Genomic DNA, 24,089 nt, shown 5'->3' on the forward strand with positions numbered 1-24,089 from the left:
CTTGCCATGCTCCACACTCTTTCCGACAATTTGCGCTGCCGCAAAAAAATGTTGCGGCGTGTCATCAGGCCGTCATCTTCGCCCCCTATACTTGCTTCATCTGCTGTACAGGCAACCGATATGCCTGACTACAGACAGGTGTGCCGCGATGGCACACCACTCCCCTTTCATGACCGTGGCGGGCGCCTGCAAGGCGCGCGACATGGTAAGTACCGAGCAACTCTCAACTCTTGACCCATTTCATTTGGGTTTTTGGCCCGCGCCCCCGCGGGCCTTTTTTTTGCCTGTCCAGCAAGCTCTTGCGCAAAAACACGGTGGCCCGCCACGCGCATGATATTGTGGCGTCCTTTCCACCTGTCCTGACGCCTCATGCCTGCACCCTTGCCCGAACTGTGTTTTGCCGACCGTTACGAACGCCTGCGCTACCGCACCGCGCTGGTGCTATATGTGCTGGTGATCCTGATCGGCGATATTCCCGGCGTGCGCGCGGACGTGGGCCAGTATGCGTCGGGCGGCGTGCTGCATTCCTTCGGTTATGGCGTGCTGGCCCTGATCCTGTTCAGCGGCACGGGCGGCGGCATGGCGCGCCGGGCACTGCTGTCGGTGCTGATGGTGGCGGCCATGGGCGCGCTGGACGAATTCATCCAGAGTTTCCTGCCCTACCGCCATGGCGCCGTCAGCGACTGGGTGGTCGATGTCACGGCCGCCACGGCGGTCTGCCTGCCGCTGTATTTCCTGTGGCCGAAAATGGTCGCCGCTGCCCTTGGCAAGGACGCGCCGCTGCCCGAAGCCTGAACGGGGGATGGCTCGCGCCCGTCAGGCGCGGTCCGCTTCGCTATCTTGCAATGCCAGCCGCAACTGTCCCTGGCCCCGCTTGCCCAGGCGCCGCATCAGGGCGCGCGTCTCGCGCCGGCTGCCGGCCCCCATGGCGCGTGCCGTATCGCGCTGCATCTCCAGCAACTGTTCCGAGCGCGCCAGCCGCACCAGGCCATGCAAGGCCTGGGCCAGCACATGGCGCGCACGGACATCGTGCGCAGTGCCGCCGATGGCCAGCACCAATTCATCGATCAGTTTTGCTGTAGGGCCAGATGACATTTTTTCTCCCGATTGAACAGTGAGGAAACGTGCAGCCGCACGAAGTGGTAATTGCCAGCATCGTTTATACCAAGCACGGCAATTAGACACTTGATCTAGCTCAATCGACAATGACGGCCGCCGAACATCCCTGTTCCGCCATGCTCTTACATGCAGCAATCGCCGCCATCCGCATCACCGCGGGTGCCGATCCTGAGTGTGCGACCATGAGGAGACCAAGATGAGATCAAAAACCACCCTGCTGCTGACCGGCCTGACATGCGCCTTGCTGGCAGCCTGCCATTCCACGGACAAGACCAGTCTGGCGCGCAGCAATAGCGGCGAAACCTATGCCGCGCCGGCCGGCACGACGCCGCAAAGCAGCACGGCCAGCACCGCCAGCAGCACGGCCGCCGATACGAACAACGCCCAGAGCAGCATGGGCAGCGACATGCGCAACGACGCGAACCAGTCCACCATGAACATCAGCTCGGCCACAGTGCAGTCGATAGAAACCGTGCCGCGCAGCATGGAGCAAGGCAGTGGCGACATGCAGGCGGGCACGTCGGGCACGGCCGGCAGCACTTCGGGGGCGGCGGGCAACATGCTGTACCGCGTCACCTTGCGCCTGGACGACGGCACGACGCGCACCTTTGTGCAAAACACCCAGCCCGCCTTCCAGATCGGCGACCGGGTCAGCGTGCAAAAAGGCGTGATGCAGCGCTATTGATCGGTATATTGATCGATATCAACGCTGGCCGGCGTTGGCCGATTTCCTCCACGCCTGACCGCACTTGGCACGTATTTGGCACGCAGTTATCATTTTCAAGCCAAGGCCAGGGTCAGCGGCCGGCTGCGCCCCTGCACCAGGGCCGAGGGCCAGGCCGGGTCATGCGTCAGGTTGTGCAATTGGCTGCCGTCGAGCAAAAACGTGTCTTCCACCGTGCTGCCGGGCAGGCTGGGGTGGAAGGCCAGCGCCATGCCCCGCTTGAGGATGATTTCCGTGTGCGCGCCGGCCGCCACTTCGGGCGCCAGGTAGCCGTGGATGCCGCCCTGCCGGCTGGTGCGTACCGTGTCGGGCTGGCCTGCATACGCGTAGGCGCTGTCGAGCGCGTGATACACCATGCTCAGCGCATGGCCCGTTTCGCAAGCGTCGAGCGCCACCGCTTCCAGCGCCAGCATGGCCGCATCGGCATCGTCCATGACCACCGCCGCGCCATCGGCGCGATGCTGCGCCGGGCCGAAGCGCCGTTGACGGCTGAGGCTAGCGCACAGGCCGAAACGCCGCGCGCACAGGGCCAGCACGGCTTGCGGGCCCAACTCCACCTGGGCTGGCGGTGCGCGACGATACCGCTGTTGACGCTCCGCCCCGCTGACCAGCACGTGCACGGCCTGCAAGCCCCGCAGCCACAGCGCGCGCGCGCAGGCGGCAGCCAGTTCCAGCTCGCTCCAGTCGGGGCGGGCCTGGCGCAGCGCATCCGCGGCCGCGCGGGCAGCCAGCTGCCCCACCTGCCGGTAGCGCAGCTGTTCCGATTCCAGCAGCACCAGCCGCTCTTCGCGCAAGGCCACGGGCAGGCTGCGTTCGTGCAAACCCGGCCGGTCGGACAGGACCGGCGCGCCCCCGGCCGCATGCTGCACGAAATGCTCGCGCAATTCATACAGCTGCGGCTGCATCCAGGGCGACACTTGCCACGTCCATGGCCCGCGCACTTCTTCCTCGCGCATGCGCATGGCTTCCGCTTCGTCCGTCAAGATATAGGCGGCGTCGCGCGTCACCAGCACTTCCGCGCAGCCGCACTCGGCCGTATGGTAGTGGCTGTTCGACGCGCCCGCCGTGGCCCACGCAAACCAGTCCCCGCCGCGCAGGCGCACGGCGCCGGCACGCTGGTCTTCCAGCCAGCCCCGCATCTGCGCCAGCTTGTGCGCCACTTCCAGTTCCAGCGGCCAGTTCATGACCGCCCCTCGTGCGGGCTCCGGCGCGGCGCGACGCCGCCTGCCCTGCCTGGCGCCAGCCGGGTCTCCTGTTGTGCATGCATAGCTGCTCCCTTCCTACATGGAAACGTAAGACCGGCGCCCCCATCAAAAGTTCAGTGCCCGGATGCGTCTCAGGCTTGCAGTCTATGACTTCCCTCTGTTTTTGCAAGCCGCTATTTCGCCAGCTCGATCAGGACAGCCGTGTACATCTGCAGATTCAGCAACAGCTGTTTTTCCGTGATGAACTCGTGTTCGGAATGCCCCGTGTACACCGTGTGCGGCATGGCCGGGCCGAAGCTGACGGCGTTCGGGAACAGGCGCGAATTGGTGCCGCCGCCGATGGCGACCGGTTGCGGATGCGCGATGCCCGTGTAGTGCCCGAACACGGACAGCAGGGTGGGAATCTGCGGCGCGTCCGTCTGCAGCCACGGTTCGCCGATCTGCACCTGCAGGGTAGCGGGCACCTGGCGCCGCGCCTTCCAGCCATCGAAGGCGGCCGTCACCTGCTGCTGCAGCAAGGCCGCCGTCTTGCCTTGCGGACGGCGCAGGTTGATGTTCAGTTCCAGCGCGCCGCCATCTTGCTTGAGCACGGTAGGCGCTACCGTCATCGGTCCCATGAAGCCGTCGCGGTAGGCGATCTGGCCGAAGCGCTCACCGTAGATGCCGGTGCCCACCAGTTCATTCAGGAACGACAGCATGTCGGCCGCCTGCGTGCCCTGCCACGGCTGCACGGCCAGCGCGTCGGCCAGCATGCTGATGGCGTTGACGCCGTCTTCCGGCTTCGACGAGTGGGCCGACACGCCCAGCGCCGTTACCGTCAAGGTATCGCCAGTGCGCGCGTAGCTGTAGCGCACGCCCTGCTGGCCCTGCGCGCGGGCGCGGATGGCCGCTTCCAGCGCGGCTGGCGCGTGGTCGATCACGGCTTGTGCGTCTTCCGGGATCTGGCTGCCGAAAAAGCCGCCCGCCAGCTTCGCCAGCACGGGTCCGCCCTTGGCCGGCAAGGCCGTGCGCGGCGGCAGGGTCAGCTTGATGGAACCGTAGCCCTTCTCGGCCGTCACCACCGGGTATTCCGCATCGATGGTGATGTTGACCTGCGGCGGCGTATGCGTTTTCAGGAATTGTTTCAACGGTTCCCAGTCCGATTCCTCGGCCATGTACACGTACAGCTCGATGCGCTTGCTCAGCGGCACCTGCTTATCCTGGATGGCTTTCATCGCGTACAGGGCCGTGGCGATGGGCCCCTTGTCGTCTTCCGTGCCCCGTCCCAGCAGCTTGCCCGGTTCGCTGCCGCGGTCCAGCTCGAACGGCGAACGGGCCCATTTCGCGGGGTTCACCGGCTGCACGTCGCCATGCGTGATCACGCCCACCCGTTCGCTGCCGCTGCCCATGCCGATGATGAGCACGTGGCCGTGATCCTGGAAATCGAATCCCAGGCGCTGCGCCTCGGCCGCCAGGTAGCGCTTGAAGCCCGTGTGCTGTGGATTGTCGGCAAAGGGCACGGCCGGGTCGGCCACCGTGTTGTAGCTGATCATCTTCGCCAGGCTGGCGATCAGCGGTTCCGGATAGGTGGCCAGCGCGTAGCGGGCCGTGTCCTGCGCCTGCTGGCTGACGGGCGCGGCGTGAACGGAGGGCTGCAGCAGCAGACTCATCAAAGTCAGCAGGATGGGTTTCTTGAACATGGCGGGACGCATAAAGTGGGGAGGCCAACTCTAGCATCGCCCGCGCCGATTTCCAATCGATACGAGTTTTTTACCGATCAGTACGCAAATTCCCGATTCGCATTATCATGTGCACAGCCTGTCATCCCTGCCGCTTCCAAGGCCGACCCTACTGGGGTCAGGGGATAGACAAATCGTCCATTGTGATTTTCCACCACGTCCCGATATCGCTACCATGATTCCATTTTCCATACTCGACCTGGCCCCCATCGCCGAAGGCAGCGACGCCAGCCAGTCGTTCAAGAACACGCTCGACCTGGCGCAGCACGGCGAGCGCTGGGGCTACAACCGCTACTGGCTGGCCGAACACCACGGCATGCCCGGCATCGCCAGCGCCGCCACGGCCGTCGTGATCGCCCATGTGGCGGCCGGTACCAAGACCATCCGCGTGGGCGCGGGCGGCGTGATGCTGCCGAACCACTCGCCGCTGGTCATCGCGGAACAGTTCGGCACCCTGGAAGCGCTGCATCCGGGCCGCATCGACCTGGGCCTGGGCCGCGCGCCCGGCTCCGACCAGACGACGGCGCGCGCCCTGCGCCGCGACCTGCAATCCGACGCGGAACAGTTCCCGCAAGACGTGCTGGAATTGATCGACTACATGTCCGACGAGCCGCGCCAGCGCGTGCTGGCCGTGCCCGGCAAGGGCGCGAAAGTGCCCGTGTGGATACTCGGGTCCAGCCTGTTCGGCGCCCAGCTGGCCGCCCACCTGGGCTTGCCGTATGCATTCGCCTCGCACTTCGCGCCGCAGATGATGATGCAAGCCGTGGCGTATTACCGCGAACACTTCAAGCCGTCAAAACAATTGGCGAAACCATACGTGATGCTGGGCTTTAACGTGTTTGCCGCCGACACGGATGAGCAAGCGCACCTGCGCGCCACGTCGATGCAGCAAGCGTTCGTCAACCTGCGCACGGGCCGCCCGTCGCGCCTGCAGCCGCCCGTGCCCGGTTACCTGGAGCAATTGGGTCCGCAGGAACGCGCCATGCTCGACTCCGTCCTGTCGTGCACGGCCATCGGCGCGCCGGACACCGTCAAGGCGAAGATGGCCGCCTTCATCGCCGAAACGGGCGCTGACGAGCTGATGATCACTTCGCAGATCTTCGACCACCAGCACCGGCTGCGCTCGTATGAAATCACGGCGCAGGTGCACGCGGAGCTGGCGCGCGCTCGTTAAGTTTTAACTCTCCCCCGGTATATCCCCCTATACCCTTTTCCCGGCCGTCGGCAACGATCGCCGGGATTTTTTTGCCTGCCGTTTTGCCTGCCGTCTTGCCTGCCCCCTGCCGCAAAATCGGCCCTGCCCGGCAGGAAATGTGCAGCCCCGCTATCATGCTCATCCAAAAGCATTATTCCAAGAAAGCTGTACCGCATGAAATCTGCAAGCTCTTCCGTCGATGCCAGCACCCTGCTGAGCTCCACCCGCATCCTGTTGTTCGCCCTGTCCGCCGGCGTGCTCGTCGCCAGCCTGTATTACGTGCAGCCGCTCACGTCCATGCTGGCCGCTTCGTTCGGCGTCAGCGTGCCGCAAGCCGGTTACCTGGTCACGGCCACGCAGATCGGCTACGTGCTGGGCATCGTGTTCCTCGTGCCCCTCAGCGACGTGCTGAACCGCCGTCAGTTGCTAACGTGGATGCTGATCGCCAAGATCGGCGCCCTGCTGTTGGCCGCTACCAGCCAGAATATTATCGTCTTTGCCATCGCCAGCGTCTTGATGGGGATCACGTCCAGCGCATTGATGGTGGTCACGGCCATGGTGGCGTCGTATGCGCCGGATCACAGCCGGGGCCGCATGGTGGGCACCGTCATGACGGGCTTGTTGCTGGGCATCTTGCTGGCGCGTACCGTGTCCGGCACGGTGTCGCAGATCAGCGGCGGCTGGCGCACCGTCTACGTGCTGGCCGCCATCGTCGTGGCCGCCCTGCTCGTCATGCTGCGCCGCATCCTGCCAAACGAGGCGCCACGCGGCAAGCTGCAATACGGAAAATTGATGGCCTCGCTGGCCGACATCATCCACCAGGAACCGCTGCTGCGCCAGCGCGCCCTGTTCTCGGGCCTGGGCCTGGGCACCTTCAGCGTGTTCTGGACGGGCCTGACCTTCTTGCTGAGCGGCGCGCCATATCACTACTCGGAAATGCAGATCGGCCTGTTCGGCCTGGCCGGCGCCACGGGCGCCTTTGCCGCGAATACGGCGGGCCGCATGGCCGACCGCGGCTATGCGCGCCAGGCCACCTGGCTGCTGGCCGTCGCCTCGATCGCAGGCTGGGCCTTGATCGGCTTTGGCGCCCATTCGCTGGTGCTGTTGTTGATCGGCATCGTCCTGCTGGACATGGGCGTGATGGGCCTGCAAGTAACGCACCAATCCATCATCTATAAACTGGCGCCGCATGCGCGGGCAAGGGTTACCACCGTCTTCATCGCGGGCGGCTTCATCGGCGCCTCGGCAGGTTCGGCCCTGGCCAGCGCCAGCTTTGCCGCCGGCGGCTGGCCCGCCCTGTGCATGGTGGGCGGCGCCATGCCGCTGCTGATGCTACTGGTGTGGAGCAAGTATCGCCACACGCAGCGCCGGCTGGAACGGGCAAGCGCCACCTGAACCAGCGCGAAAAAAAACCGCTCGGCCGAGCGGTTTTTTTACGTCCCTATTTCGCTGGCGCGCGCGCCTTGCCGAATGCATCGCCCGCCTTCCAGGCCGGCATCTTCGCGCCATTTGCCACGGCTTGCCCCAGGTTCAGGGTGAACTGCGCCTGCTGCGTCATGCCGGACAAATCCCAACTGGCGTCGTACTCATCCGTGACTTGATGGTAGCGGGGGCCGTAGGCGGCCGCCTTGGCTTTCGATGCCTCGACATCCTTGATGTACTCGCGTCCGCCATTGATGGAAAACGCGGGCACGCCCGCCTTGGCAAAACTGAAATGGTCGCTGCGGAAATAACCGCCGGCCAGGTCGGGACGGGCTGGCGCGATGTGCATGCCCATGGCTTTCGCCACCGTGGCGGCGATCGCGCCCAATTCCGTGCGCTCGCTGCCCTGCGCGCCGATGTCGTGCGTGGCGCCCACGAAGTTCAGGCTGTCGAGGTTGAGCGCGGCGGCCGTCTTGTCCAGCGGCCACAGCGGATCGGCCGCGTAGGCGGCGCTGCCCAGCAAGCCTTGTTCCTCGGCCGCTACCCACAGGAAGATCTGCGTGCGCTTCGCGGGTTGCTTGACGGCTTCCTGCGCCATGGCCAGCAAGCCGGCCGTGCCGGAGGCGTTGTCGACGGCGCCGTTGTAGATGGTGTCGCCCGCTTTTTCGTCATCCTTGCCCTGCTTGCCCAGGTGGTCCCAGTGGCCGCTGTAGATGACGGCTTCATCCTTCAGTTTCGGGTCCGTGCCCGGTACCATGCCGGCGATATTGAATTGCTCCACCTTGCGCACGGCCGACTTCATTTCGCCCGACAGTTTGGCGTTCAGCGCGACGGCCTTGAAGTCCTTGTTTTCCGCCTGCGCGCGCAAGGCGTCCAGATCCTGCCCGCCGGCCGCAAACAGACGGCGCGCAGCGTCTTCCGCGATCCAGCCCTGCAGCGGCGTGCCGGCAGTGCGGTCCGCCAATTGGAAGCGCTCGCTGCCGCTCCAACTGTTCTGCACCACGCTCCAGTCATACGAAGCCGACGGTTTCGTGTGGATCAGCAACACGCCTGCCGCGCCCTGGCGCCTGGCTTCCTCGAATTTGTACGTCCAGCGGCCGTAATAGGTCAGCGCCTTGCCGGCAAAACGGTTCGGATCAAGCGCAGTCGGTTGCGGGTCGTTGACCATCATGACGACGATCTTGTTTTTGACATCGACACCCTTGAAATCGTTCCAGCCTTCTTCCGGCGCCGTGATGCCGTAGCCGACGAACACGAGCGGCGCATCGAAGGTATGCGCGGCAACGGAGTCGCCCGTGGCCCACACCCAGTCCGGGCCGAACGCCAGCGGCACGGCCTTGCCGCCCGCCACGACTTGCAGGCTGCTCTCTTGCGGGAGGGATTTCACGCCGGCAATTTGCACGCTCTGGCGGTAGCTGTTGCCGCGCACGGGTTGCAGCCCGGCCATCTGCGCCTGGGTTTCCAGGTAAGCCACCGTCAGGTCGGCGCCGCGCTGGCCCGTGCCCCGGCCTTCCAATAAATCGTTGGACAGGAAGGCCAGGTGGGCGCGCAGGGGCGCTTCCTGCACGATGGGCAAACCGCTGGCGGCTTGGGCGGAAAACGCCAGCGCAGTCAGGGCGAGGGAAGAAAACAGCTTCTGCATAATATCCTTTGGGTAAGAGGAGGAAAGCGGTCCGGCGGATGGCCGAGCCGGCGATTGTATGCCATGGGGAAAGATGGATCAAAATGCGGACGAAAAAAATCCCCGCGGCAAGGGCGGGGATGGGCGATGGAAGCTGCGTCAGACCAGCAATTACACGAGCAAGGCCGCCGCCAGCGATTCGATCTCTTCCGCCGATTCGTCGAGGATGGTGTGCAAGGTGCTGCCGCCGATGCCGAAGTCGATCTTCGCGGCCGCCTGGCGCCGCGCGGCGCTTTCCGGCGGATGCAGGGGCGAGCCGACAGGCGACAGATCGTTGGCCAGCACCAGGGTCGCGCCCAGGGTGCGGGGCGGGAACGGGCTGCCGCCATGCCACATGCCTTCCACGGCCTGCAAGACCATGTCGGGCACCTGCAGCTGGCGCAGCACGCCGCGGCCGATCAGCTTTTCGCCGTATTCGATCCAGTCTTCGGTATTGTCGTCCAGCAAACCCGGATATTCCTCGGCGCGCGACAGCAGATAAAAGCCGCCCACTTCGTGCACGATGGCGGCGAACATGGCCGTTTCCACATCGACATGCGTGACTTTCCGCGCGATCACCTGGCTCAGCGCGGCCACGTGGGCCGTGTGTTCCCACAGCTTGGCCGCCTTGGCGCGCAATTGCGGGTCCGTGATCTGGCTGCCCAGCTGGCGCACGATGACGGACGCCACCATCGACTTTAACGTGGCAAAGCCCAGGCGCGAGACGGCCGCGCGCACGTTGGCGATTTCATTGCCGGAACGGTTGTAGGCGGCCGAGTTGGCCAAGGCCACGACCCTGGCCGACAACAGCGGCTCGGCCATGACCATGCGGGCGGCCGCTTCGATATGGCAATCGGGGTCGTCCAGCGCTTCCTGCAGCTTCAAGGTGGCCTTGACGTTGGCGGGGAACGTCAGCTCGCCCTTGCTCGCTTGCAGCGCGATAATCTTGAATACTTCCAGTCTATCCATGGGTCAATCTCCGGTACGGGCTTGTTCAAGCTCTGCTCTGTGGGTGGGCCGGGAACGCGCATGTATCCCCGGCCCTGCTCCCGTTTCCGGCAATATTACAGCAAGTTTATACTCAAACCTATTACTTTCCGGAAACTTTCCCTGCCACGCCTTCGACAAAATAATCCATCTTCGTCAGCGCTGCATCGTCCAGCACGCCTTTGTCCAGGCGCACTTTGCCATCGTTATCCTTGATCGGCGCGCTGAAAGGATTGAGCTTGCCAGCTACCAAGTCTTTCTCGCGCGCCAATACAAACTGTTTCACATCGGCGGGCACGGCGGCGTTGATGCCTTCCAGCTTGACCATGCCATCCTTGATGCCGCCCCAGGTGCTGCTGGACTTCCACGTGCCGTCCAGCACGGCTTGCGCCTGCTTCGTATAGTAGTCGCCCCAATGGTGGGTGACGGCGGCCAGCTGCGCCTTCGGACCGTACTTTTTCATGTCCGAGTGGTAGGCGATCGCATACTTGCCCTTCTCTTCCGCCGCTTGCACCACGGCGGTCGAGTCCGTGTGGTGGGTGACCACGTCGGCGCCCTGGCCGATCAGCGTGATGGCCGCGTCGCGCTCCTTGCCCGGGTCGAACCAGCTATTCACCCACACCACTTTCACTTCCGCCTTCGGGTCGACGCTGCGCATCCCGCGCGTGAAAGCGTTCACTCCCTGCAACACTTCAGGGATCGGGAACGCCGCCACATAACCGGCCACATGGGTCTTGCTCATCTTGCCCGCCAACACGCCTGCCAGGTAGCGGCCTTCATAAAAACGCGCATTCGTGTTGGCCACGTTGACGGCGGTCTTGTAGCCAGTCAGGTGGATGAACTTCACATTAGGAAATTGCTTCGCCACTTTCAAGGTGGGATTCATGTAGCCGAACGAAGTCGTGATGACGAGCTTGCTGCCCGTTTGCGCCAGGTCGCGGATCACCCGTTCCGCATCGGCGCTCTCCGGCACGTTTTCCACATACTTGGTGGTGATCTTGCTGCCCAGCGCCTTTTCCATTTCCTTGCGGGCCAGGTCATGCTGGGTGGTCCAGCCCGCGTCGCCGATGGGGCTGATATACACGAAGCCGACATTCAGCGGCGCCGTCGCGGGAGCGGCGGCCATGACGGGCATCAAAACAGCACTGCAAACGGCGGCGCATACTAGTTTCTTGGACATGGTTTTCCTTGTGGTGAGTGATTAATTTCCGGGATTGAAATTTTTCCCCAACGAAGCGGGCATGTTGAGCTTGATGTAATTGGCATTGCTGGAAATAAGCACCAGCACGACGATGGCCGCCAGGTACGGCAGCATCGACAGCAGTTGCGACGCGATGGGCACGCCCAGCGCCTGCGCGTGGAAAGTCAATATCGTGATGCCGCCGAACAGGTAGGCACCGCCCACCACGCGCGCCGGGCGCCAGGTGGCAAAGGTGGTCAGCGCCAGCGCGATCCAGCCCCGCCCCGCCACCATGCCCTCGACCCACAGGGGCGTGTAGACGAGCGACAAAAAGGCGCCGGCCAGGCCGCAGCAGGCGCCGCCGAACAGCACGGCCGCCAGGCGGATGCGCCGCACGGGATAGCCGAGCGCATGCGCGGAAGCGGGCGACTCGCCCACGGCGCGCAGCACGAGGCCCGCCCGCGTGCGGTACAGGAACCAGGCGATGGCCACGCACAGCAGCAAGGACAGATACACCATCGCATGCTGGCGGAACAGGGCCGGCCCCAGCACGGGAATGTCTTCCAGGTAAGGGATGCCGAAGCGGCCATTCTGCAAGCTGTTGCCCACATACTTCAAGCCGATGTACGTGGACGCGCCCGCGCCGAACAGAGACAGGGCCAGGCCCGTCGCGTACTGGTTCGTGCCCAGCCATACGGTCAGCCAGGCAAAGAAGCCGGACAGCAGCATGCTGGCGCCCGCTCCCGCGAGAAAGCCCAGGGTGGGACTGCCTGTGTTGACGGCCACGGCAAAGCCCGTGATGGCGGAGACCAGCATCATGCCTTCCGCGCCCAGGTTCACCACGCCCGCCTTTTCATTCACCAATAAACCGAGGGCGGCCAACATCAGCGGCGTGCCCGCATTGATGCTGGCGGCGATCAGGGGCGCGATGGTGAAAGCCAGGTTATCCATGTTTCCTCCAGCGCAGTTTGTATTGGATCAGCACGTCGCAAGCGAGCAAGGCGAACAGCAAGATGCCCTGGAACACGCCCGTGATGGCGCTGGGCAAGCCGAGGCGCGATTGCGCCAGTTCGCCGCCGATATAAAACAGGGCCATGACGAAGCTGGAAAAAATCACGCCCACGGGATGCAGCCGCCCCACGAAGGCGACGATGATGGCGGCAAAGCCGTAGCCGGGCGACACCGTGGGCGTCAACTGTCCCATCGGCCCCAGCACTTCGCAGGCGCCCGCCAGGCCGGACAGGGCGCCGCAGATCAGCAGGGACGACCACAAGGTCTTGCGCGAGGAAAAACCCGCATAGCGGGCCGCGGCCGGCGCCATGCCGCCCACGCGCAGGCGAAAACCCGAAATGCTGCGCGACAGATACAGCCAGCCGCCCAAGGAGGCCAGCAAGGCGAACACGATGCCGATGTGCAAGCGCGTATCGCTGATCACCATCGGCAACAGCAAGCCATCGGACAGCAGTTTCGACTGGGGGAAATTAAACCCTTCCGGGTCGCGCAGCACGCCATATACGAGATAACTGAGCAGCAATTGGGCGATGTAGACGAGCATCAGCGAGACGAGGATTTCGCTGGCGTTGTAGCGGTCGCGCAGCCAGGCCACCAGGCCCGCCCACACCATGCCGCCGGCCATGCCGGCCAGCAAGGACACGCCGATGATGGCCGCGCCGCCCACGCCGTCGTCGAGGTACAGGGCGGCCGCGCCGCCGCAGATGGCGCCCAGGGTCAGCTGCCCTTCCGCGCCGATGTTGTAGATGTTGGCGCGAAAGCAGATGGCCAGGCCCACGGCGATCAAGAGCAGGGGCGCCACCTTGATGCCCAGCTCGGACCAGCCATGCGCGTCGCGCAAGGGTTCCACGAAGAAGACGGCCAGTCCCGCCAGCGGATCGTGTCCCAGCGCAAGAAACAACAGCGCGCCGCACAGCACCGTGAGCAGCACGGCCAGCACGGGCGACAGCCACGACATCAACCGCGACGGTGTGGGACGGGCTTCCAGCCGCAAGGCGAACTTAGCCATGGATAGCCTCCTGTGGCCACAGCCCACTCATCCATTGCCCCACCTGCGCCACGCTGGCTTCGCCCACGTCGAGGGACGGCGAAATTTTTCCCTTTGCCATCACCAGCAAGCGGTCGCTGATGTCGAACAATTCATCGAGTTCCTCCGACACGACCAGCAGCGCGCAACCCGCGTCGCGCAGCGCCAGCAGTTCGGCGCGGATTTGCGCGGCCGCGCCCACGTCCACGCCCCAGGTCGGCTGCGCCACCACCAGCACGGTGGGTTCGCGCATGACTTCGCGCCCAACTATGTATTTCTGCAAGTTGCCGCCCGACAGGCTGCGCGCCAGCGCCTGCGGCCCGCCCGCCTTCACCTGGAAGCGGGCGATGATGGCGGCCGCCCGCTGCGCGATGACCTTGTGGCGCACGAAGCCGTGGCGGATGGTGGCCGGTGTCTGCAAGCTCAACAGCACATTGTCGGCCAGTCCCATGTCGGGCACGGCGCCCCGTCCCAACCTTTCTTCCGGCACGAAGCCGAAGCCCAGGGCGCGCCGGCGTCCCGGCGGCAAGCGGCCCGCCGGCGTGCCGTTCAGCACGATGCTGCCGGCGGCCGCGCGCATGTCCTCGCCCGACAACGCGGCCAGCAATTCCTGCTGGCCATTGCCGGACACGCCCGCGATGCCGACAATTTCTCCCGCGCGCACGTCGAAATTGATATCCGTCAATTGCGTGGCGAACGGGTGGCTCTTCGGCAGGTCCAGCTGCCGCACGCTCAGCATGGCAGCGCCCGGCGTGCGCGCCACGCGCGTGACGGCGGGCGGCTCGGCGCCGATCATCATGCGCGACAGGCTGGCCGCCGACTCTTGCGAGGGGTCGCACACGCCCGCGTTCTTGCCGGCGCGCACCACCGTACAGGTATGGCACAGGGCGCGGATCTCGTCGAGCTTGTGGCTGATATACAGGATGCTGCAGCCTTCCGCCGCCAGCTGGCGCAAGGTGGTAAACAGTTTTTCCACGGCGCCCGGCGTCAGCACGGACGTCGGTTCATCGAGGATCAGCAGTTGCGGCTTGGCCAGCAAGGCGCGCACGATTTCCACGCGCTGGCATTCGCCGACGGAAAGCGTGTGCACGTGGCGCTGCGGTTCCAGGTCCAGGCCGTACTGGCGCGCCGTCGCTTCGATGCGCTGCGCCAGCTCCGCCATGTTGGTACCAGCCGGCAAGCCGAGGGCGATGTTTTCCGCCACCGTCAAAGTGTCGAACAGGGAAAAGTGCTGGAACACCATGGCGATACCGAGCGCGCGCGCGGCCGACGGGTTGGCGATCTCGACTTCACGGCCATTCCACAGGATGCGGCCGCCGTCTGGTTGCACGGCGCCGTAGATGATTTTCATCAAGGTCGATTTGCCGGCGCCGTTTTCGCCCAGCACGGCGTGGATCTGTCCGGACGCGACGGTGAGGCAGATGCCGTCATTGGCCACCACGGCCGGATAGCGCTTGCTGATATCGAGTAATTCCAGGCGTGCCGTCATTGTTTTTTTCGTGCCTCGCTGCAAGGTCGCCGGCATCGTCGCCGGTGGAGAAATTCAAGCTCTTGTCTCTATCGTATCGGCATCCGCGGCGCTTGGGGGATGACGCGGCGGCGCGCATTTCTATTTCCACAAAAAAACAACACCTGTATACAATTTTGAAAAAAATTATCAGCTTTACAGCGGCCGCCTTGCCCCGCAAGGGCGAGAAGGTGCGATGATTATATGCAAGAACTGATAGTAAGTATGCAGCCAAGACATATCGCCCGACGCGGCGCTTCTCGCATCATGGATTGAACGGCGCGCAATATGCCCCATCGCAGCGCTTCATGCGGGCTACGCCCCCTGCTATTTCATTTCCCGTTTTCCAACACCGCCATCAGGAGCCGAAAGTGCCAAAAACCATACCGTGTCTGTTGCTCTGCCTCACTACCACCCTGGGCATGGGCGCGACCGCCCAGGCTGCCGAATGGAGCGATACCGCGCTGAGCTGGCGCGCCGGCAATGACTACCGCGAGCCGTTCAATCCGGACGACATCAAGAAAAACATCTTTGCCATCACGCACGCCAGCGGCTACAAATACGGCAGCAACTTCGTCAACCTCGATTTCCTCATGTCTGACAGCAAGGACCCTGGCGCACTCGGTAAAACCTCCGGCGCGCAAGAGGCGTACCTGGTCTACCGCAACACCATCGACATCGGCAAGGTGCGCGGCAGCGACATCAAGTTCGGCCCCGTGCGCGGCGTCGGCGTCACCCTGGGCTTCGACGTCAACACGAAAAATGACGTCGGCTACAACTCGCGCAAGCGCATGCTGGTGGCCGGCCCCACCCTGATGTGGGACGTGCCCGGCTTCTTCAACACCAGCCTGCTGTTGCTGCGCGAAAGCAACGCCCCCAGCGGCGCCTTCCCTCCCATCTCGCAAGTGACGGGCCGCTACACGTACAAAACGCACGCCATGCTGACGGGCGCCTGGGGCATCCCCCTGTCGCCGCTGTTCTCGTTCGAGGGATTCTTCAATCTCATCGATTCAAAAGGCAACGATGAAGTGGGGCGCAAGACGGCGGTGGAAACGAATATCGACATGCAAGTGATGTTCGACGTGGGCGCGGCCCTGGGCAGCGCCAAGAACACCTTCCGCGTGGGCCTGGAATACCAGTACTGGAAGAACAAGTTCGGCAACTCGCCCGCCACCACGGGCAACGTGGGCCAGACGGCGAAGACGCCGATGATACGCGCGGAGTACCATTTCTAAAATTCATTGTTACGCATCAACACACACGGTCGCGCCTGATGCCAGCATGGAGCTTTCCTGCTGGCGGAGAGCGCGACCGTGGAACAACTATTGCCGTATTACGAGCGTGAGCTGGGCCTGTTCCGCCAGTACACGCGCGAGTTTTCCAGCCGCTATCCGAAGGCGGCCGGGCGCCTGCTGATCGCCGGCGAGACGTGCGAAGACCCGCACATCGAGCGCCTGATCCAGTCCGTCGCCCTGCTCACGGCCAGGGTCGCCAAGCGCCTCGACGACGCCTATCCGCAATTTACCCATTCCCTGCTCGAAACCCTGTATCCGCACTACCTGCGACCGTTTCCCTCGTGCTCCATCGTGCGCATCGCCGCCGACGAAGCACCGGGTGGAGGCCAACTGGCCCAGCTTGCGCATGTGGCGCGCGGCACGGTGCTGCGCTCGCAGCCCGTGCAGGGCGTGGCTTGCAAGTTCACCAGCGCGTATGACGTGACCCTCGCGCCGCTGACCATTTCTCGCCTGCATTTCTCACCGCTCCTCGACGCGCCGCCCGGCCTGCGCCTGCCCGCCGGCGCCAGCGCCTTGCTGAGCATTCAGTTCACCAGCAGCAGCGAGCAGTACCACCTGGACCAGGCCGGCTTTTCCAGCCTGCGCCTGTTTGCCGATGGCGAACCGTCCGTGCGCGCGGCCCTGCTCGACGCCCTGTTCCTGCACGGCGCGGGCGCCTACGTGGCGCTGGACGAACACGGGCCGTGGCAAGCCGTCGCCGGTACCTTGCTGGCGCCGGCCGGCTATGCGGACGACGACGCGCTGATTCCCATTTCCGCCCGTTCGCACCCGGCCCTGCGCCTGCTGACCGAATACTTTGCCTTTCCGGAAAAATTTCACTTCATCGATATCGGATGGTCGCTGCTGGCACCGCTGCTGCCGAAACAGTGCCGCCAATTCACCTTGCACCTGCCGCTCAAGGGCGTGCGCAGCGACAGCCACGAAGCGCGCCTCTTGTCCGGCGCCAGCCGCGACAACCTGCTGCTCGGCTGCACGCCCGTCGTCAACCTGTTTGCCAAGTCCGGCGTGCCGATCCGCCTCACGCATACCGAGCCCGACTACGCCCTGGTGGCCGATGCCACGCATGCGTTTGCCTACGACATCCACAGCATCGAAGCCGTCACCGTGGTGCGCAAGGATCAGGCCGGCGATCGCCTGAGCGCCTTCCTGCCGCTGTATGCCTCGCTGCAAGGCGCCCAGGGCGAATATGACCAGGAGCGTGGCCAGGAATATGGTCAATACTGGCTGGCGCGCCGCGACGAAGCCGTGGCCGCCATCAGCCCCGGCCATGAAATGCGCCTGAGCCTGATCGACCCGCAATTCTCCCCGGACAGCGCAGCCTGCGCCACCGTCTCGACGCAGCTGCTGTGCAGCAACCGCGACTTGCCCGTGCAGTTGCATTACGGCTTGCCCGGCGGCGACCTGCTGGCCGAAGACGTGCCCGACGGCATCCCCGCACGCTTCCTGCGCAAACCGTCACCGAGCATGCGCTTTCAGGCGGACACGCACTGGCGCCTGATTGCACACCTGTCGCTCAATTACTCGAGCCTGACGCAAGCGGGCCTGGGCGAATTCCAGAAAATGCTCAGTCTGTACGACCTGCCTCGCTCGCCCGCCACGCAGCGCCTGATCCAGGGCATCGTCACGCTTGAGCACGGCAGCACGCGCGCGTGGATGCCCACCGTACCGTTTCCCACGCTGATGCCCGGCATCGCCATCCGCCTGGACATCGACGAGCAAGCTTTCGTCGGCAGCAGCATCTATATTTTTGCCCAGGTGCTGCAGCGCTATTTCGCCCTGAACAGCCAGCTCAACTGCTTTAGCCAACTGACGCTGCGGTCCCAACGCAGCGGCGAGGAAATCCTGCGATGCCCGGAACGCAGCGCCGACGCCACGCCAGCGTGATCCAGCAATTGCTCGACGCGCCGCAGCGCTTCGAGTGCTTCCAGGCGCTGCGCCTGCTGCTGGCGTGGCTGGCCGCACACGGCGTCGACGAGCACACGGCGCTGACAAAGTTCGTGCGCTTCGACAATAGCGTCTCGCTGCGCTTTCCCGCCAGCCAGGTCGAGGCGCTCACGACCGGCGGCATAGCCGATGCCGATACCCTGCTGCAAGCGCTGCTGTCCGGTCACGGCCAGCCCATCCACCTCACACCCGCCTTCATGGGCCTGCTGGGTTGCCAGGGCAGCTTGCCCAGCCACTATTCGGAGCGCATCGCCGCGCACCAGCATAGCGAACGCGAGAATGGCCCGCGCGCTTTTCTCGACCTATTTTCCAGCCGCGCCGTCGCCCTGTTTTACCAGGCCTGGCAAAAATACCGCATCGAACAAGCCGGCCATGCCAAGGACTTCCTGTCGCGCCTGCTGGCCCTGGCCGCTTGCCGCCCGGGCCAGGACGAGGCGGCGGCCGGCCTGTACAGCGGCCTGCTCCAGCAGCACGACGTCTCATCCATCGTCATGGCGCGCGTCCTCGGCGACCATTTCGGCGTGCCCTGCCACATCGACGAGGCGACGGGCGCCATGGCCGTACTGGCGCCGCGCGAACAAACGGCGCTGGGCAGGGAAAACGCCGTGCTGGGCCAGCGCGCCCTCGTCGGCGCGCGCTGCCGCCGCCCCGACCTGGCCGTGCGCCTGCGCCTCGGCCCGCTCACGGCGCAGCAGCACGCCAGTTTCCTGCCCCGTGCCCCGGCCAGCCAGGCGCTGCGCCGCATGTTGATGCTGTTCGGCCAGCCGCTCGTGCGCTACGACATCGTGCTGGTGCTGCGCGCCAACGAGGTGCGGGGAATGGCGCTGACGGCCGCGCCACAAGGCGGCCTCGGTTGCAACAGTTTCCTCGGCGATACGGCAGCGCCACGCCACCGCGATGACATGCACTACGAAATGCAATTGATGCCCTCATTCAACGATTGAACCTTGCGGCCGCGCAAAACGCTTGTGTTCGCTATTGCTACAGTCGGCCAACGATCCCTACCGTGAAGCGATGCACGATGAGCCAGTTCCCCGATACGACGGCGGCATTGATGGCAATAACGGGCGACATGCAGGGCCAGCGCCTGCTGCGCCTGCACTTTCCGCAGGGCGATGGCCCCGCCGGTATCCAGTTTCTGGCCAACAGCCTGGGAATCGACCTGGAGCGACCTGGCGCTTGTATACGACGCCGAAAACCGCCTCAGCCACACCACCAGGACAGAACGCCAGTCGCGCCACCGCGCCCGCTATTTTTATGACGCCTTCAGCCGCCGCATCGCCAAGCGGGTAGAAGAAGCACACTGGAGCAATCGGCAAGACATCACCAAAGACCAGCCCGCACGCACTAGCGCCGCCACCACATTCTTCGTCTGGGACGGTGACACGCTGGCGCAGGAACTTGGGCACGACGAGACTGTCACATATTTGTACGAGCCGGACAGCTTCGTGCCGCTGGCCAGGATCAGTTCGCCAACCTGCCGCCAGGCAAGTGCGGTCTACCTGCCGCGCATCGCGCAATGGGATTTACCCGCCACCCGGCACGACGTCGAACTGCAGGCAGCCATTGCGCAAGAACAGGCGGACATTGAAGCGCATCATGTATCGGCATGGCAAGGTATCCAGGCAGCAGCTGACGGCGCCGCAGCACACGACCGCATCACCCACTACCATTGCGACCACCTGGGCACGCCACGCGAGCTGACAGATGCGCAAGGAAACGTGGTCTGGAGCGGGCGCTACAAGGCTTGGGGGCGCTTGCTTTATGTGGAAGGGGAAATCGAGCAGCCGCTGCGGTTTCAGGGGCAGTATGAGGATCAAGAGACTGGGCTGTTTTATAACCGGTATCGCTACTATGACTCGGATGTAGCTCGGTATGTGACGCAAGATCCGGTTGGCTTGCTTGGTGGACTGAACAGCTATCAATACGCGCCAAACCCGATTTTGTGGATTGATCCATTAGGACTGGCGAAAAACGCAAAGAATTGTCCTAAAAATCCGATTTGTAACGCATGTACAGGTCGTGATCCGGCTAGTGAAGCAAGAAATTGGCAAGGTCCGCATAATTATCCATATTTAGGTCAAGATATTTATACCAATGTTGTCGTAAAAAAGGGAACCGTGTTATTTACTTTATATCCACATGGACCTGCACCGGGAAACTACTTCTCCAAGGCGGATGCAGTTTTGGCAAACGGTGAGGCGAGAAAATTCAACGACGCGGTACAGGTAGCACATGCAGATAATTCCAAGCATAAAGGGGTTCGCCCCATGCGTACAAAACTTCATGTCTACGTATTAAAGGAAGATACTTGCATGGCAGAGGGAATATCAAGAAACAATCCAAATTTTGGGCCAGGAGGTGCGCAACAATTATTTTTAGAAAATAGAGATAAAAAAAATTTATTTGATACTGGGAAAATAATATCTTTAAAAAAATGAAAAAAATATCCTTTGACACAAAAAATGGTTATCTTCTATTGAATGATATCATAATTGCACCACTTAACGAGTATGAATTTACTAAAATCGCGGAAGAAAATAACATTGAAATAGAAAACAATCAAACAAATACCTATGTGCATAATTTATCAACGTGCGGAAGTTTGAATGAATTTGAATTTGGCATAAATTTTACCTTTGAAAATTATTTCATGACGAGTGTTTGGCTATCGTGGGATGGAGGAAACACAAAAAAATATGGACACAACACAACAGAAAACCAGTTAATATCCGATGAGAACAGCCTAGCCAGTTTACTTATTAAAGTCTTGGGCAAATATCCTGATGAGATAAAAAAAACATTTTCCGCATTTAATTTCTCATGGGGCAATATTTCAGCTTCAGCATCTCTTCAATCATCGATAACATCCATTGGAATGTCTTGGAAAAGAGTTGATTGATCTGAAAGGGGTAGCAGTATGGTAGAATTTAAAAAGTAATTATGAATATTCACCATAACACTAAATTTAAACGTGGATATTTTTTCGCAAGCGAATCAATTATTTTATTCAGAGGAATGAAAAGAGAAAATTTGCACTCGATGGATCAATACTGGAAAACATGGATAAAGCATGAGGAGGAAGTCATCGCCTACAAAACAAGTTTCAAACTAAATAATTTTAAAATAATAGTTATTTGTTTTTTTGAAAAAGATGATGGCCCCATAAAATATTGGGATTTTGGTCCTGAAAATTGCATGGATGGTTTTCAGTCTGAACCTGAAGGAAAGTACACAAGAAGATTGAGACGTTGGTTCCTGGATGAATTTGGCATCAAACTGCCGCAATCAGGGGCGTGGGGAGAAATAGATGCCTGTCACGACCCACACAATCGTACTACATCAGTTCTTTGTACCTATCAATAAAACCAATATTGAATTCGGATAACTATGTGCATGAATATTTCAGATGCGGCACAAGAGATGTCAATTTTAAACATTCCATCAAATGCCTTTTCGATTGGCGATCCAAGTCAAGATGAAAGTTTTTGCATCAGAGAAAGGAATGGAGATTGGGAGGTTTTTTACTATGAACGAGGAGTAAAGACAGGGCTTCGAATTTTTAGAGAGAAGCATGAAGCCTGTGAAAATTTCTTATCCAGAATAAAATCTTGGCATGCATTATTTGCAATAATATTTTTCATACTGGAACCCACCTCAATTAAATCCATTAAATTCAGAAAAGATATTTGAATTTTAGATAGCATCAACGTAGAAATACTTTTCCTGAATTTTTGACGAGGTAAAAAACTTTACATTGATAATCTCGGATTTCATATTACGATGAATAGAATTATTCAATGTGATTCAGGTACCAGTCGTCGCCTGACGATGGCGCATGCATCCAACAAAAATTTCTCAATAGAATTTATCCATCCTTCAAGCATTGAGCAAGCACATCGCGTAGGTAGCAAAGGTGGCACAATTAATTTATTCACTTTACCAACGAAAAATATTGACATACTCAAGGAGCGACTGGGGAAAACTGCTTTTTTTCGTCAATTATGTAGAGGTTCCCTACGCGAGTTTTCTAAGCGTGGAAGATCCGATGGAAAACAATATTTTCCTCTACGAACCGTGCTGACCACTAAGATCATTCATTTCAAGATGCTTCATTAGAAATTATGCATAATACAGTGAAGAAATTTGAAATACCAGGCTCTTTTTTTGATTTCATTGATGGATCATTTATCATCAATGGAGAGGTTACATTGTCGAAAAAAACTCCAGCAAAACATTTCATAAACAATATTATCAATATATTCCATATCCAACCCACGACAACAGGGTCTGGAGTATATGTTTTTGAAATTAATGGTTGGGTAGGCGATCACATTATCGAGTTAATTATTGCAAAAGAAAAGCTCCTCAAAATAGATTGCATATTGATTCATTATTTCGAAAATAATACTGTAGACAACGGCGTGAGTGAATCATCGTTAGTCAAAAAAATTCAAATAAAGTCTGGCATTCCCGGTCACATGAAGGGACTATCAGAAATAGCATTTCAATTTTCGTGGGGGATCGTTATCGTACAGCATGACATAAAAGCATCATCCTCCTGCATGATCTTGCAGTACAAAACAGCCTGAAAATCAGCCATCATGTCGGAAATAAATGACGATTACAAATTAAATGACGATTACAAATCGCACGTCAATATAGAAAAATCGATAGAGGTGCAGAAACGAATAATGGAATTCATAAAAAATGGTGAAACTTTTTTCCCAAAATCAAGTGATATACGATGGCTGATTTTATTGAAGAAACTACCTCTAAAATTAAGAATATGTATCCTTGATGAAATTTCTTTTGGAAGTTCCTTGATAGCATTGCATTCTTCCGACTGGCCAGAGAAGGGGAGCGTTGTAGCACTGTTAAGTAGCAAGTTCAGAACGAAGGAATTCGACAAGGATTTCCATTTCAGAATGCTCAACGATCCGCATTATTGCAACGAAGAAATTTCATATATTGAAGATAACGTTACGCATTTAATTATAAATTAAGCAACACAAAGAATAGTCCAAGATTTGACTTGCCCAACGCCCTGCACGATACTTGCCGCTGTCGCCAAAGCTCTCCGCCCGGAGCAATAAACCATCAGCAGCTGTCACCACCATCCGCACTCACCGCATGCCCTCTCCCACCTCCCCCTACATCGGCCGCTTCGCCCCCTCCCCCTCAGGCCCACTGCACATGGGTTCGCTCGTTGCCGCCATGGCCAGTTATCTCGATGCGAAGGTGCATCAAGGAACGTGGCTGCTGCGTATCGAGGATCTGGACTACGACCGCAATGTCGAGGGTGCCGATCTGGGCATCCTGGCCAGCCTGCAGCGCTGTGGCATGCACTGGGATGGCGAGGCGACGTGGCAGAGCAGGCGCTTGCCGCTGTACGAGGCGGCGCTGAAACAGTTGCAGGACGATGGCCTCGTGTATGCGTGCGGCTGTTCGCGCAAGGAAATCCAGGATTCGGTGTTGCAGGCGGGAGGCCCCAAGGGTGGGGCCGCCGTCTATCCGGGCACTTGCCGCCATGGCTTGGCGCCGGGCAAGGCGGCACGGGCCTTGCGGCTGCGGGTGCCGCAGGGGGCCGATGCGGTGTACGCTTTTGCCGACCGCTGGGCGGGTCCGCAGCGGCAAGACCTGGCCAGCGAGGTGGGCGACTTCATCGTGCTGCGCGGCGATGGTTACTGGGCGTACCAGCTGGCCGTCGTGGTCGACGATGGCGCGCAGGGCATCACGCAGGTGGTGCGCGGCGCGGACTTGCTCGATTCCACGCCGCGCCAGCTGTATCTGCAGGATGTACTGGGCTTGCCCCACCCTGGCTTCCTGCACGTGCCTGTCGTCACGAACGACAGCGGCGAAAAGCTGTCCAAGCAGACAGGCGCCCTCGCCTTTGATACGGCAAGCAATGCTACCGACCTGCTGGCGTCGGCGCTGCTGCCGGCGGCCCGCTTCCTCGGCCTCGACGTGCGTGCCAACAAGGTGGAAGACTTCTGGCGGCAAGCCATTCCCGCCTGGGCGCAGCGGCTGGCGCAGCTTCCCGAGCACCCATAAAAAAACCCGCCGCGGCGAACCGGGCGGGTAGCAATGCAGGC

At 60.8% G+C, this 24,089-nt stretch carries 22 protein-coding genes; 13 read left to right on the forward strand and 9 right to left on the reverse strand.

Annotated elements, in window-relative coordinates:
* Positions 1 to 369 precede the first annotated feature (369 nt).
* A complete protein-coding gene (locus CLU94_RS07880) occupies positions 370 to 795 on the forward strand; it encodes a VanZ family protein (RefSeq protein WP_257218720.1) in 426 nt (141 codons plus the stop codon).
* Between the two features lie 21 nt (positions 796 to 816).
* Here the strand turns inward: CLU94_RS07880 and CLU94_RS07885 are convergent, their stop codons facing one another.
* Positions 817 to 1,095 carry a hypothetical protein gene (locus CLU94_RS07885; protein WP_143451371.1) on the reverse strand — a complete coding sequence of 93 codons (279 nt, stop codon included), beginning with the start codon at positions 1,093 to 1,095 and terminating at the stop codon, positions 817 to 819.
* Positions 1,096 to 1,315: 220 nt separating this feature from the next.
* Here CLU94_RS07885 and CLU94_RS07890 point away from each other — a divergent pair, with 220 nt between their 5' ends.
* Positions 1,316 to 1,804, forward strand: coding sequence for a hypothetical protein (locus tag CLU94_RS07890; RefSeq protein ID WP_099665234.1), 489 nt, complete (start codon positions 1,316 to 1,318; stop codon positions 1,802 to 1,804).
* A 95-nt stretch (positions 1,805 to 1,899) separates the two neighbouring features.
* Here CLU94_RS07890 and CLU94_RS07895 read toward each other — a convergent pair whose 3' ends face one another.
* Positions 1,900 to 3,027 (reverse strand): M24 family metallopeptidase, encoded by a 1,128-nt coding sequence (locus CLU94_RS07895; RefSeq protein WP_099665235.1) that lies wholly within the window; start codon positions 3,025 to 3,027, stop codon positions 1,900 to 1,902.
* Between the two features lie 194 nt (positions 3,028 to 3,221).
* Positions 3,222 to 4,727 (reverse strand): dipeptidase, encoded by a 1,506-nt coding sequence (locus CLU94_RS07900; RefSeq protein ID WP_099665236.1) that lies wholly within the window; start codon positions 4,725 to 4,727, stop codon positions 3,222 to 3,224.
* 214 nt (positions 4,728 to 4,941) lie between these two features.
* Between CLU94_RS07900 and CLU94_RS07905 the strand changes: the two genes are divergently transcribed.
* Both CLU94_RS07905 and CLU94_RS07910 read left to right on the forward strand, forming a co-directional pair.
* Positions 4,942 to 5,940: an LLM class flavin-dependent oxidoreductase gene (locus CLU94_RS07905; protein ID WP_099665237.1), complete on the forward strand. Its 999-nt coding sequence runs from the start codon at positions 4,942 to 4,944 to the stop codon at positions 5,938 to 5,940.
* Positions 5,941 to 6,135: 195 nt separating this feature from the next.
* Positions 6,136 to 7,356 carry an MFS transporter gene (locus CLU94_RS07910; protein WP_099665238.1) on the forward strand — a complete coding sequence of 407 codons (1,221 nt, stop codon included), beginning with the start codon at positions 6,136 to 6,138 and terminating at the stop codon, positions 7,354 to 7,356.
* A gap of 46 nt (positions 7,357 to 7,402) precedes the next feature.
* Here the strand turns inward: CLU94_RS07910 and CLU94_RS07915 are convergent, their stop codons facing one another.
* From CLU94_RS07915 to CLU94_RS07940, 6 genes are all read right to left on the reverse strand, one after another.
* A complete protein-coding gene (locus CLU94_RS07915) occupies positions 7,403 to 9,025 on the reverse strand; it encodes a M28 family peptidase (RefSeq protein ID WP_099665239.1) in 1,623 nt (540 codons plus the stop codon).
* A 150-nt stretch (positions 9,026 to 9,175) separates the two neighbouring features.
* Entirely contained in the window at positions 9,176 to 10,012 is an 837-nt protein-coding gene (locus CLU94_RS07920; protein ID WP_077400451.1) for an HDOD domain-containing protein, read from the reverse strand.
* A 121-nt stretch (positions 10,013 to 10,133) separates the two neighbouring features.
* A complete protein-coding gene (locus tag CLU94_RS07925) occupies positions 10,134 to 11,210 on the reverse strand; it encodes a BMP family ABC transporter substrate-binding protein (RefSeq protein ID WP_099665240.1) in 1,077 nt (358 codons plus the stop codon).
* Positions 11,211 to 11,231: 21 nt separating this feature from the next.
* Positions 11,232 to 12,161, reverse strand: a complete 930-nt coding sequence (locus tag CLU94_RS07930) for an ABC transporter permease (protein ID WP_099665241.1) — start codon at positions 12,159 to 12,161, stop codon at positions 11,232 to 11,234.
* Complete coding sequence (locus tag CLU94_RS07935) at positions 12,154 to 13,230, reverse strand: ABC transporter permease (RefSeq protein WP_099665242.1); 1,077 nt, start codon at positions 13,228 to 13,230, stop codon at positions 12,154 to 12,156. Before CLU94_RS07935 ends, CLU94_RS07930 begins: the two co-directional genes overlap by 8 nt.
* Positions 13,223 to 14,737 carry an ABC transporter ATP-binding protein gene (locus CLU94_RS07940; protein WP_099665243.1) on the reverse strand — a complete coding sequence of 505 codons (1,515 nt, stop codon included), beginning with the start codon at positions 14,735 to 14,737 and terminating at the stop codon, positions 13,223 to 13,225. The genes CLU94_RS07935 and CLU94_RS07940 overlap by 8 nt, the downstream gene beginning before the upstream one ends.
* A gap of 440 nt (positions 14,738 to 15,177) precedes the next feature.
* On the opposite strand from CLU94_RS07940, the gene CLU94_RS07945 reads away from it, so the two are divergent.
* The 9 genes from CLU94_RS07945 (at position 15,178) to gluQRS (ending at position 24,048) form a co-directional block, all read left to right on the forward strand.
* Positions 15,178 to 15,990 carry an outer envelope protein gene (locus tag CLU94_RS07945; RefSeq protein ID WP_081922859.1) on the forward strand — a complete coding sequence of 271 codons (813 nt, stop codon included), beginning with the start codon at positions 15,178 to 15,180 and terminating at the stop codon, positions 15,988 to 15,990.
* A gap of 78 nt (positions 15,991 to 16,068) precedes the next feature.
* A complete protein-coding gene (gene tssF, locus CLU94_RS07950) occupies positions 16,069 to 17,934 on the forward strand; it encodes a type VI secretion system baseplate subunit TssF (protein WP_099665244.1) in 1,866 nt (621 codons plus the stop codon).
* Positions 17,898 to 18,938, forward strand: coding sequence for a type VI secretion system baseplate subunit TssG (tssG, locus tag CLU94_RS07955; RefSeq protein ID WP_099665245.1), 1,041 nt, complete (start codon positions 17,898 to 17,900; stop codon positions 18,936 to 18,938). The genes tssF and tssG overlap by 37 nt, the downstream gene beginning before the upstream one ends.
* Before the next feature lie 171 nt (positions 18,939 to 19,109).
* Positions 19,110 to 20,435 (forward strand): RHS repeat-associated core domain-containing protein, encoded by a 1,326-nt coding sequence (locus tag CLU94_RS07960; protein WP_099665246.1) that lies wholly within the window; start codon positions 19,110 to 19,112, stop codon positions 20,433 to 20,435.
* A complete protein-coding gene (locus CLU94_RS27970; RefSeq protein WP_143451372.1) occupies positions 20,432 to 20,896 on the forward strand; it encodes a hypothetical protein in 465 nt (154 codons plus the stop codon). Before CLU94_RS07960 ends, CLU94_RS27970 begins: the two co-directional genes overlap by 4 nt.
* Before the next feature lie 41 nt (positions 20,897 to 20,937).
* Positions 20,938 to 21,360 (forward strand): hypothetical protein, encoded by a 423-nt coding sequence (locus CLU94_RS27975; RefSeq protein WP_143451373.1) that lies wholly within the window; start codon positions 20,938 to 20,940, stop codon positions 21,358 to 21,360.
* Positions 21,361 to 21,390: 30 nt separating this feature from the next.
* A complete protein-coding gene (locus CLU94_RS27980; protein ID WP_143451374.1) occupies positions 21,391 to 21,687 on the forward strand; it encodes a hypothetical protein in 297 nt (98 codons plus the stop codon).
* A gap of 443 nt (positions 21,688 to 22,130) precedes the next feature.
* Positions 22,131 to 22,586, forward strand: coding sequence for a hypothetical protein (locus CLU94_RS27985; protein WP_143451375.1), 456 nt, complete (start codon positions 22,131 to 22,133; stop codon positions 22,584 to 22,586).
* A gap of 604 nt (positions 22,587 to 23,190) precedes the next feature.
* A complete protein-coding gene (gluQRS, locus tag CLU94_RS07965) occupies positions 23,191 to 24,048 on the forward strand; it encodes a tRNA glutamyl-Q(34) synthetase GluQRS (protein ID WP_257218721.1) in 858 nt (285 codons plus the stop codon).
* The last annotated feature ends 41 nt before the right edge of the window (positions 24,049 to 24,089 follow it).

This window comes from Janthinobacterium sp. 13 (assembly GCF_002749695.1).
In the GTDB taxonomy this organism is placed as follows: Bacteria; Pseudomonadota; Gammaproteobacteria; order Burkholderiales; family Burkholderiaceae_D; genus Janthinobacterium; species Janthinobacterium kumbetense.

Coding starts and splice junctions, on each gene's coding strand:
- CLU94_RS27975 (WP_143451373.1), top strand. CDS start 20,938: ATGAATATTCACCATAACACTAAATTTAAACGTGGATATTTTTTCGCA.
- CLU94_RS07920 (WP_077400451.1), bottom strand. CDS start 10,012: ATGGATAGACTGGAAGTATTCAAGATTATCGCGCTGCAAGCGAGCAAG.
- CLU94_RS27980 (WP_143451374.1), top strand. CDS start 21,391: ATGAATATTTCAGATGCGGCACAAGAGATGTCAATTTTAAACATTCCA.
- CLU94_RS07890 (WP_099665234.1), top strand. CDS start 1,316: ATGAGATCAAAAACCACCCTGCTGCTGACCGGCCTGACATGCGCCTTG.
- CLU94_RS07940 (WP_099665243.1), bottom strand. CDS start 14,737: ATGACGGCACGCCTGGAATTACTCGATATCAGCAAGCGCTATCCGGCC.
- CLU94_RS07905 (WP_099665237.1), top strand. CDS start 4,942: ATGATTCCATTTTCCATACTCGACCTGGCCCCCATCGCCGAAGGCAGC.
- CLU94_RS07945 (WP_081922859.1), top strand. CDS start 15,178: ATGGGCGCGACCGCCCAGGCTGCCGAATGGAGCGATACCGCGCTGAGC.
- CLU94_RS07900 (WP_099665236.1), bottom strand. CDS start 4,727: ATGTTCAAGAAACCCATCCTGCTGACTTTGATGAGTCTGCTGCTGCAG.
- CLU94_RS07925 (WP_099665240.1), bottom strand. CDS start 11,210: ATGTCCAAGAAACTAGTATGCGCCGCCGTTTGCAGTGCTGTTTTGATG.
- CLU94_RS07910 (WP_099665238.1), top strand. CDS start 6,136: ATGAAATCTGCAAGCTCTTCCGTCGATGCCAGCACCCTGCTGAGCTCC.
- CLU94_RS07885 (WP_143451371.1), bottom strand. CDS start 1,095: ATGTCATCTGGCCCTACAGCAAAACTGATCGATGAATTGGTGCTGGCC.
- CLU94_RS27970 (WP_143451372.1), top strand. CDS start 20,432: ATGAAAAAAATATCCTTTGACACAAAAAATGGTTATCTTCTATTGAAT.
- CLU94_RS07880 (WP_257218720.1), top strand. CDS start 370: ATGCCTGCACCCTTGCCCGAACTGTGTTTTGCCGACCGTTACGAACGC.
- CLU94_RS07935 (WP_099665242.1), bottom strand. CDS start 13,230: ATGGCTAAGTTCGCCTTGCGGCTGGAAGCCCGTCCCACACCGTCGCGG.
- CLU94_RS07895 (WP_099665235.1), bottom strand. CDS start 3,027: ATGAACTGGCCGCTGGAACTGGAAGTGGCGCACAAGCTGGCGCAGATG.
- CLU94_RS07915 (WP_099665239.1), bottom strand. CDS start 9,025: ATGCAGAAGCTGTTTTCTTCCCTCGCCCTGACTGCGCTGGCGTTTTCC.
- CLU94_RS07930 (WP_099665241.1), bottom strand. CDS start 12,161: ATGGATAACCTGGCTTTCACCATCGCGCCCCTGATCGCCGCCAGCATC.
- gluQRS (WP_257218721.1), top strand. CDS start 23,191: ATGGGTTCGCTCGTTGCCGCCATGGCCAGTTATCTCGATGCGAAGGTG.
- CLU94_RS07960 (WP_099665246.1), top strand. CDS start 19,110: ATGGCCCCGCCGGTATCCAGTTTCTGGCCAACAGCCTGGGAATCGACC.
- tssG (WP_099665245.1), top strand. CDS start 17,898: ATGCCCGGAACGCAGCGCCGACGCCACGCCAGCGTGATCCAGCAATTG.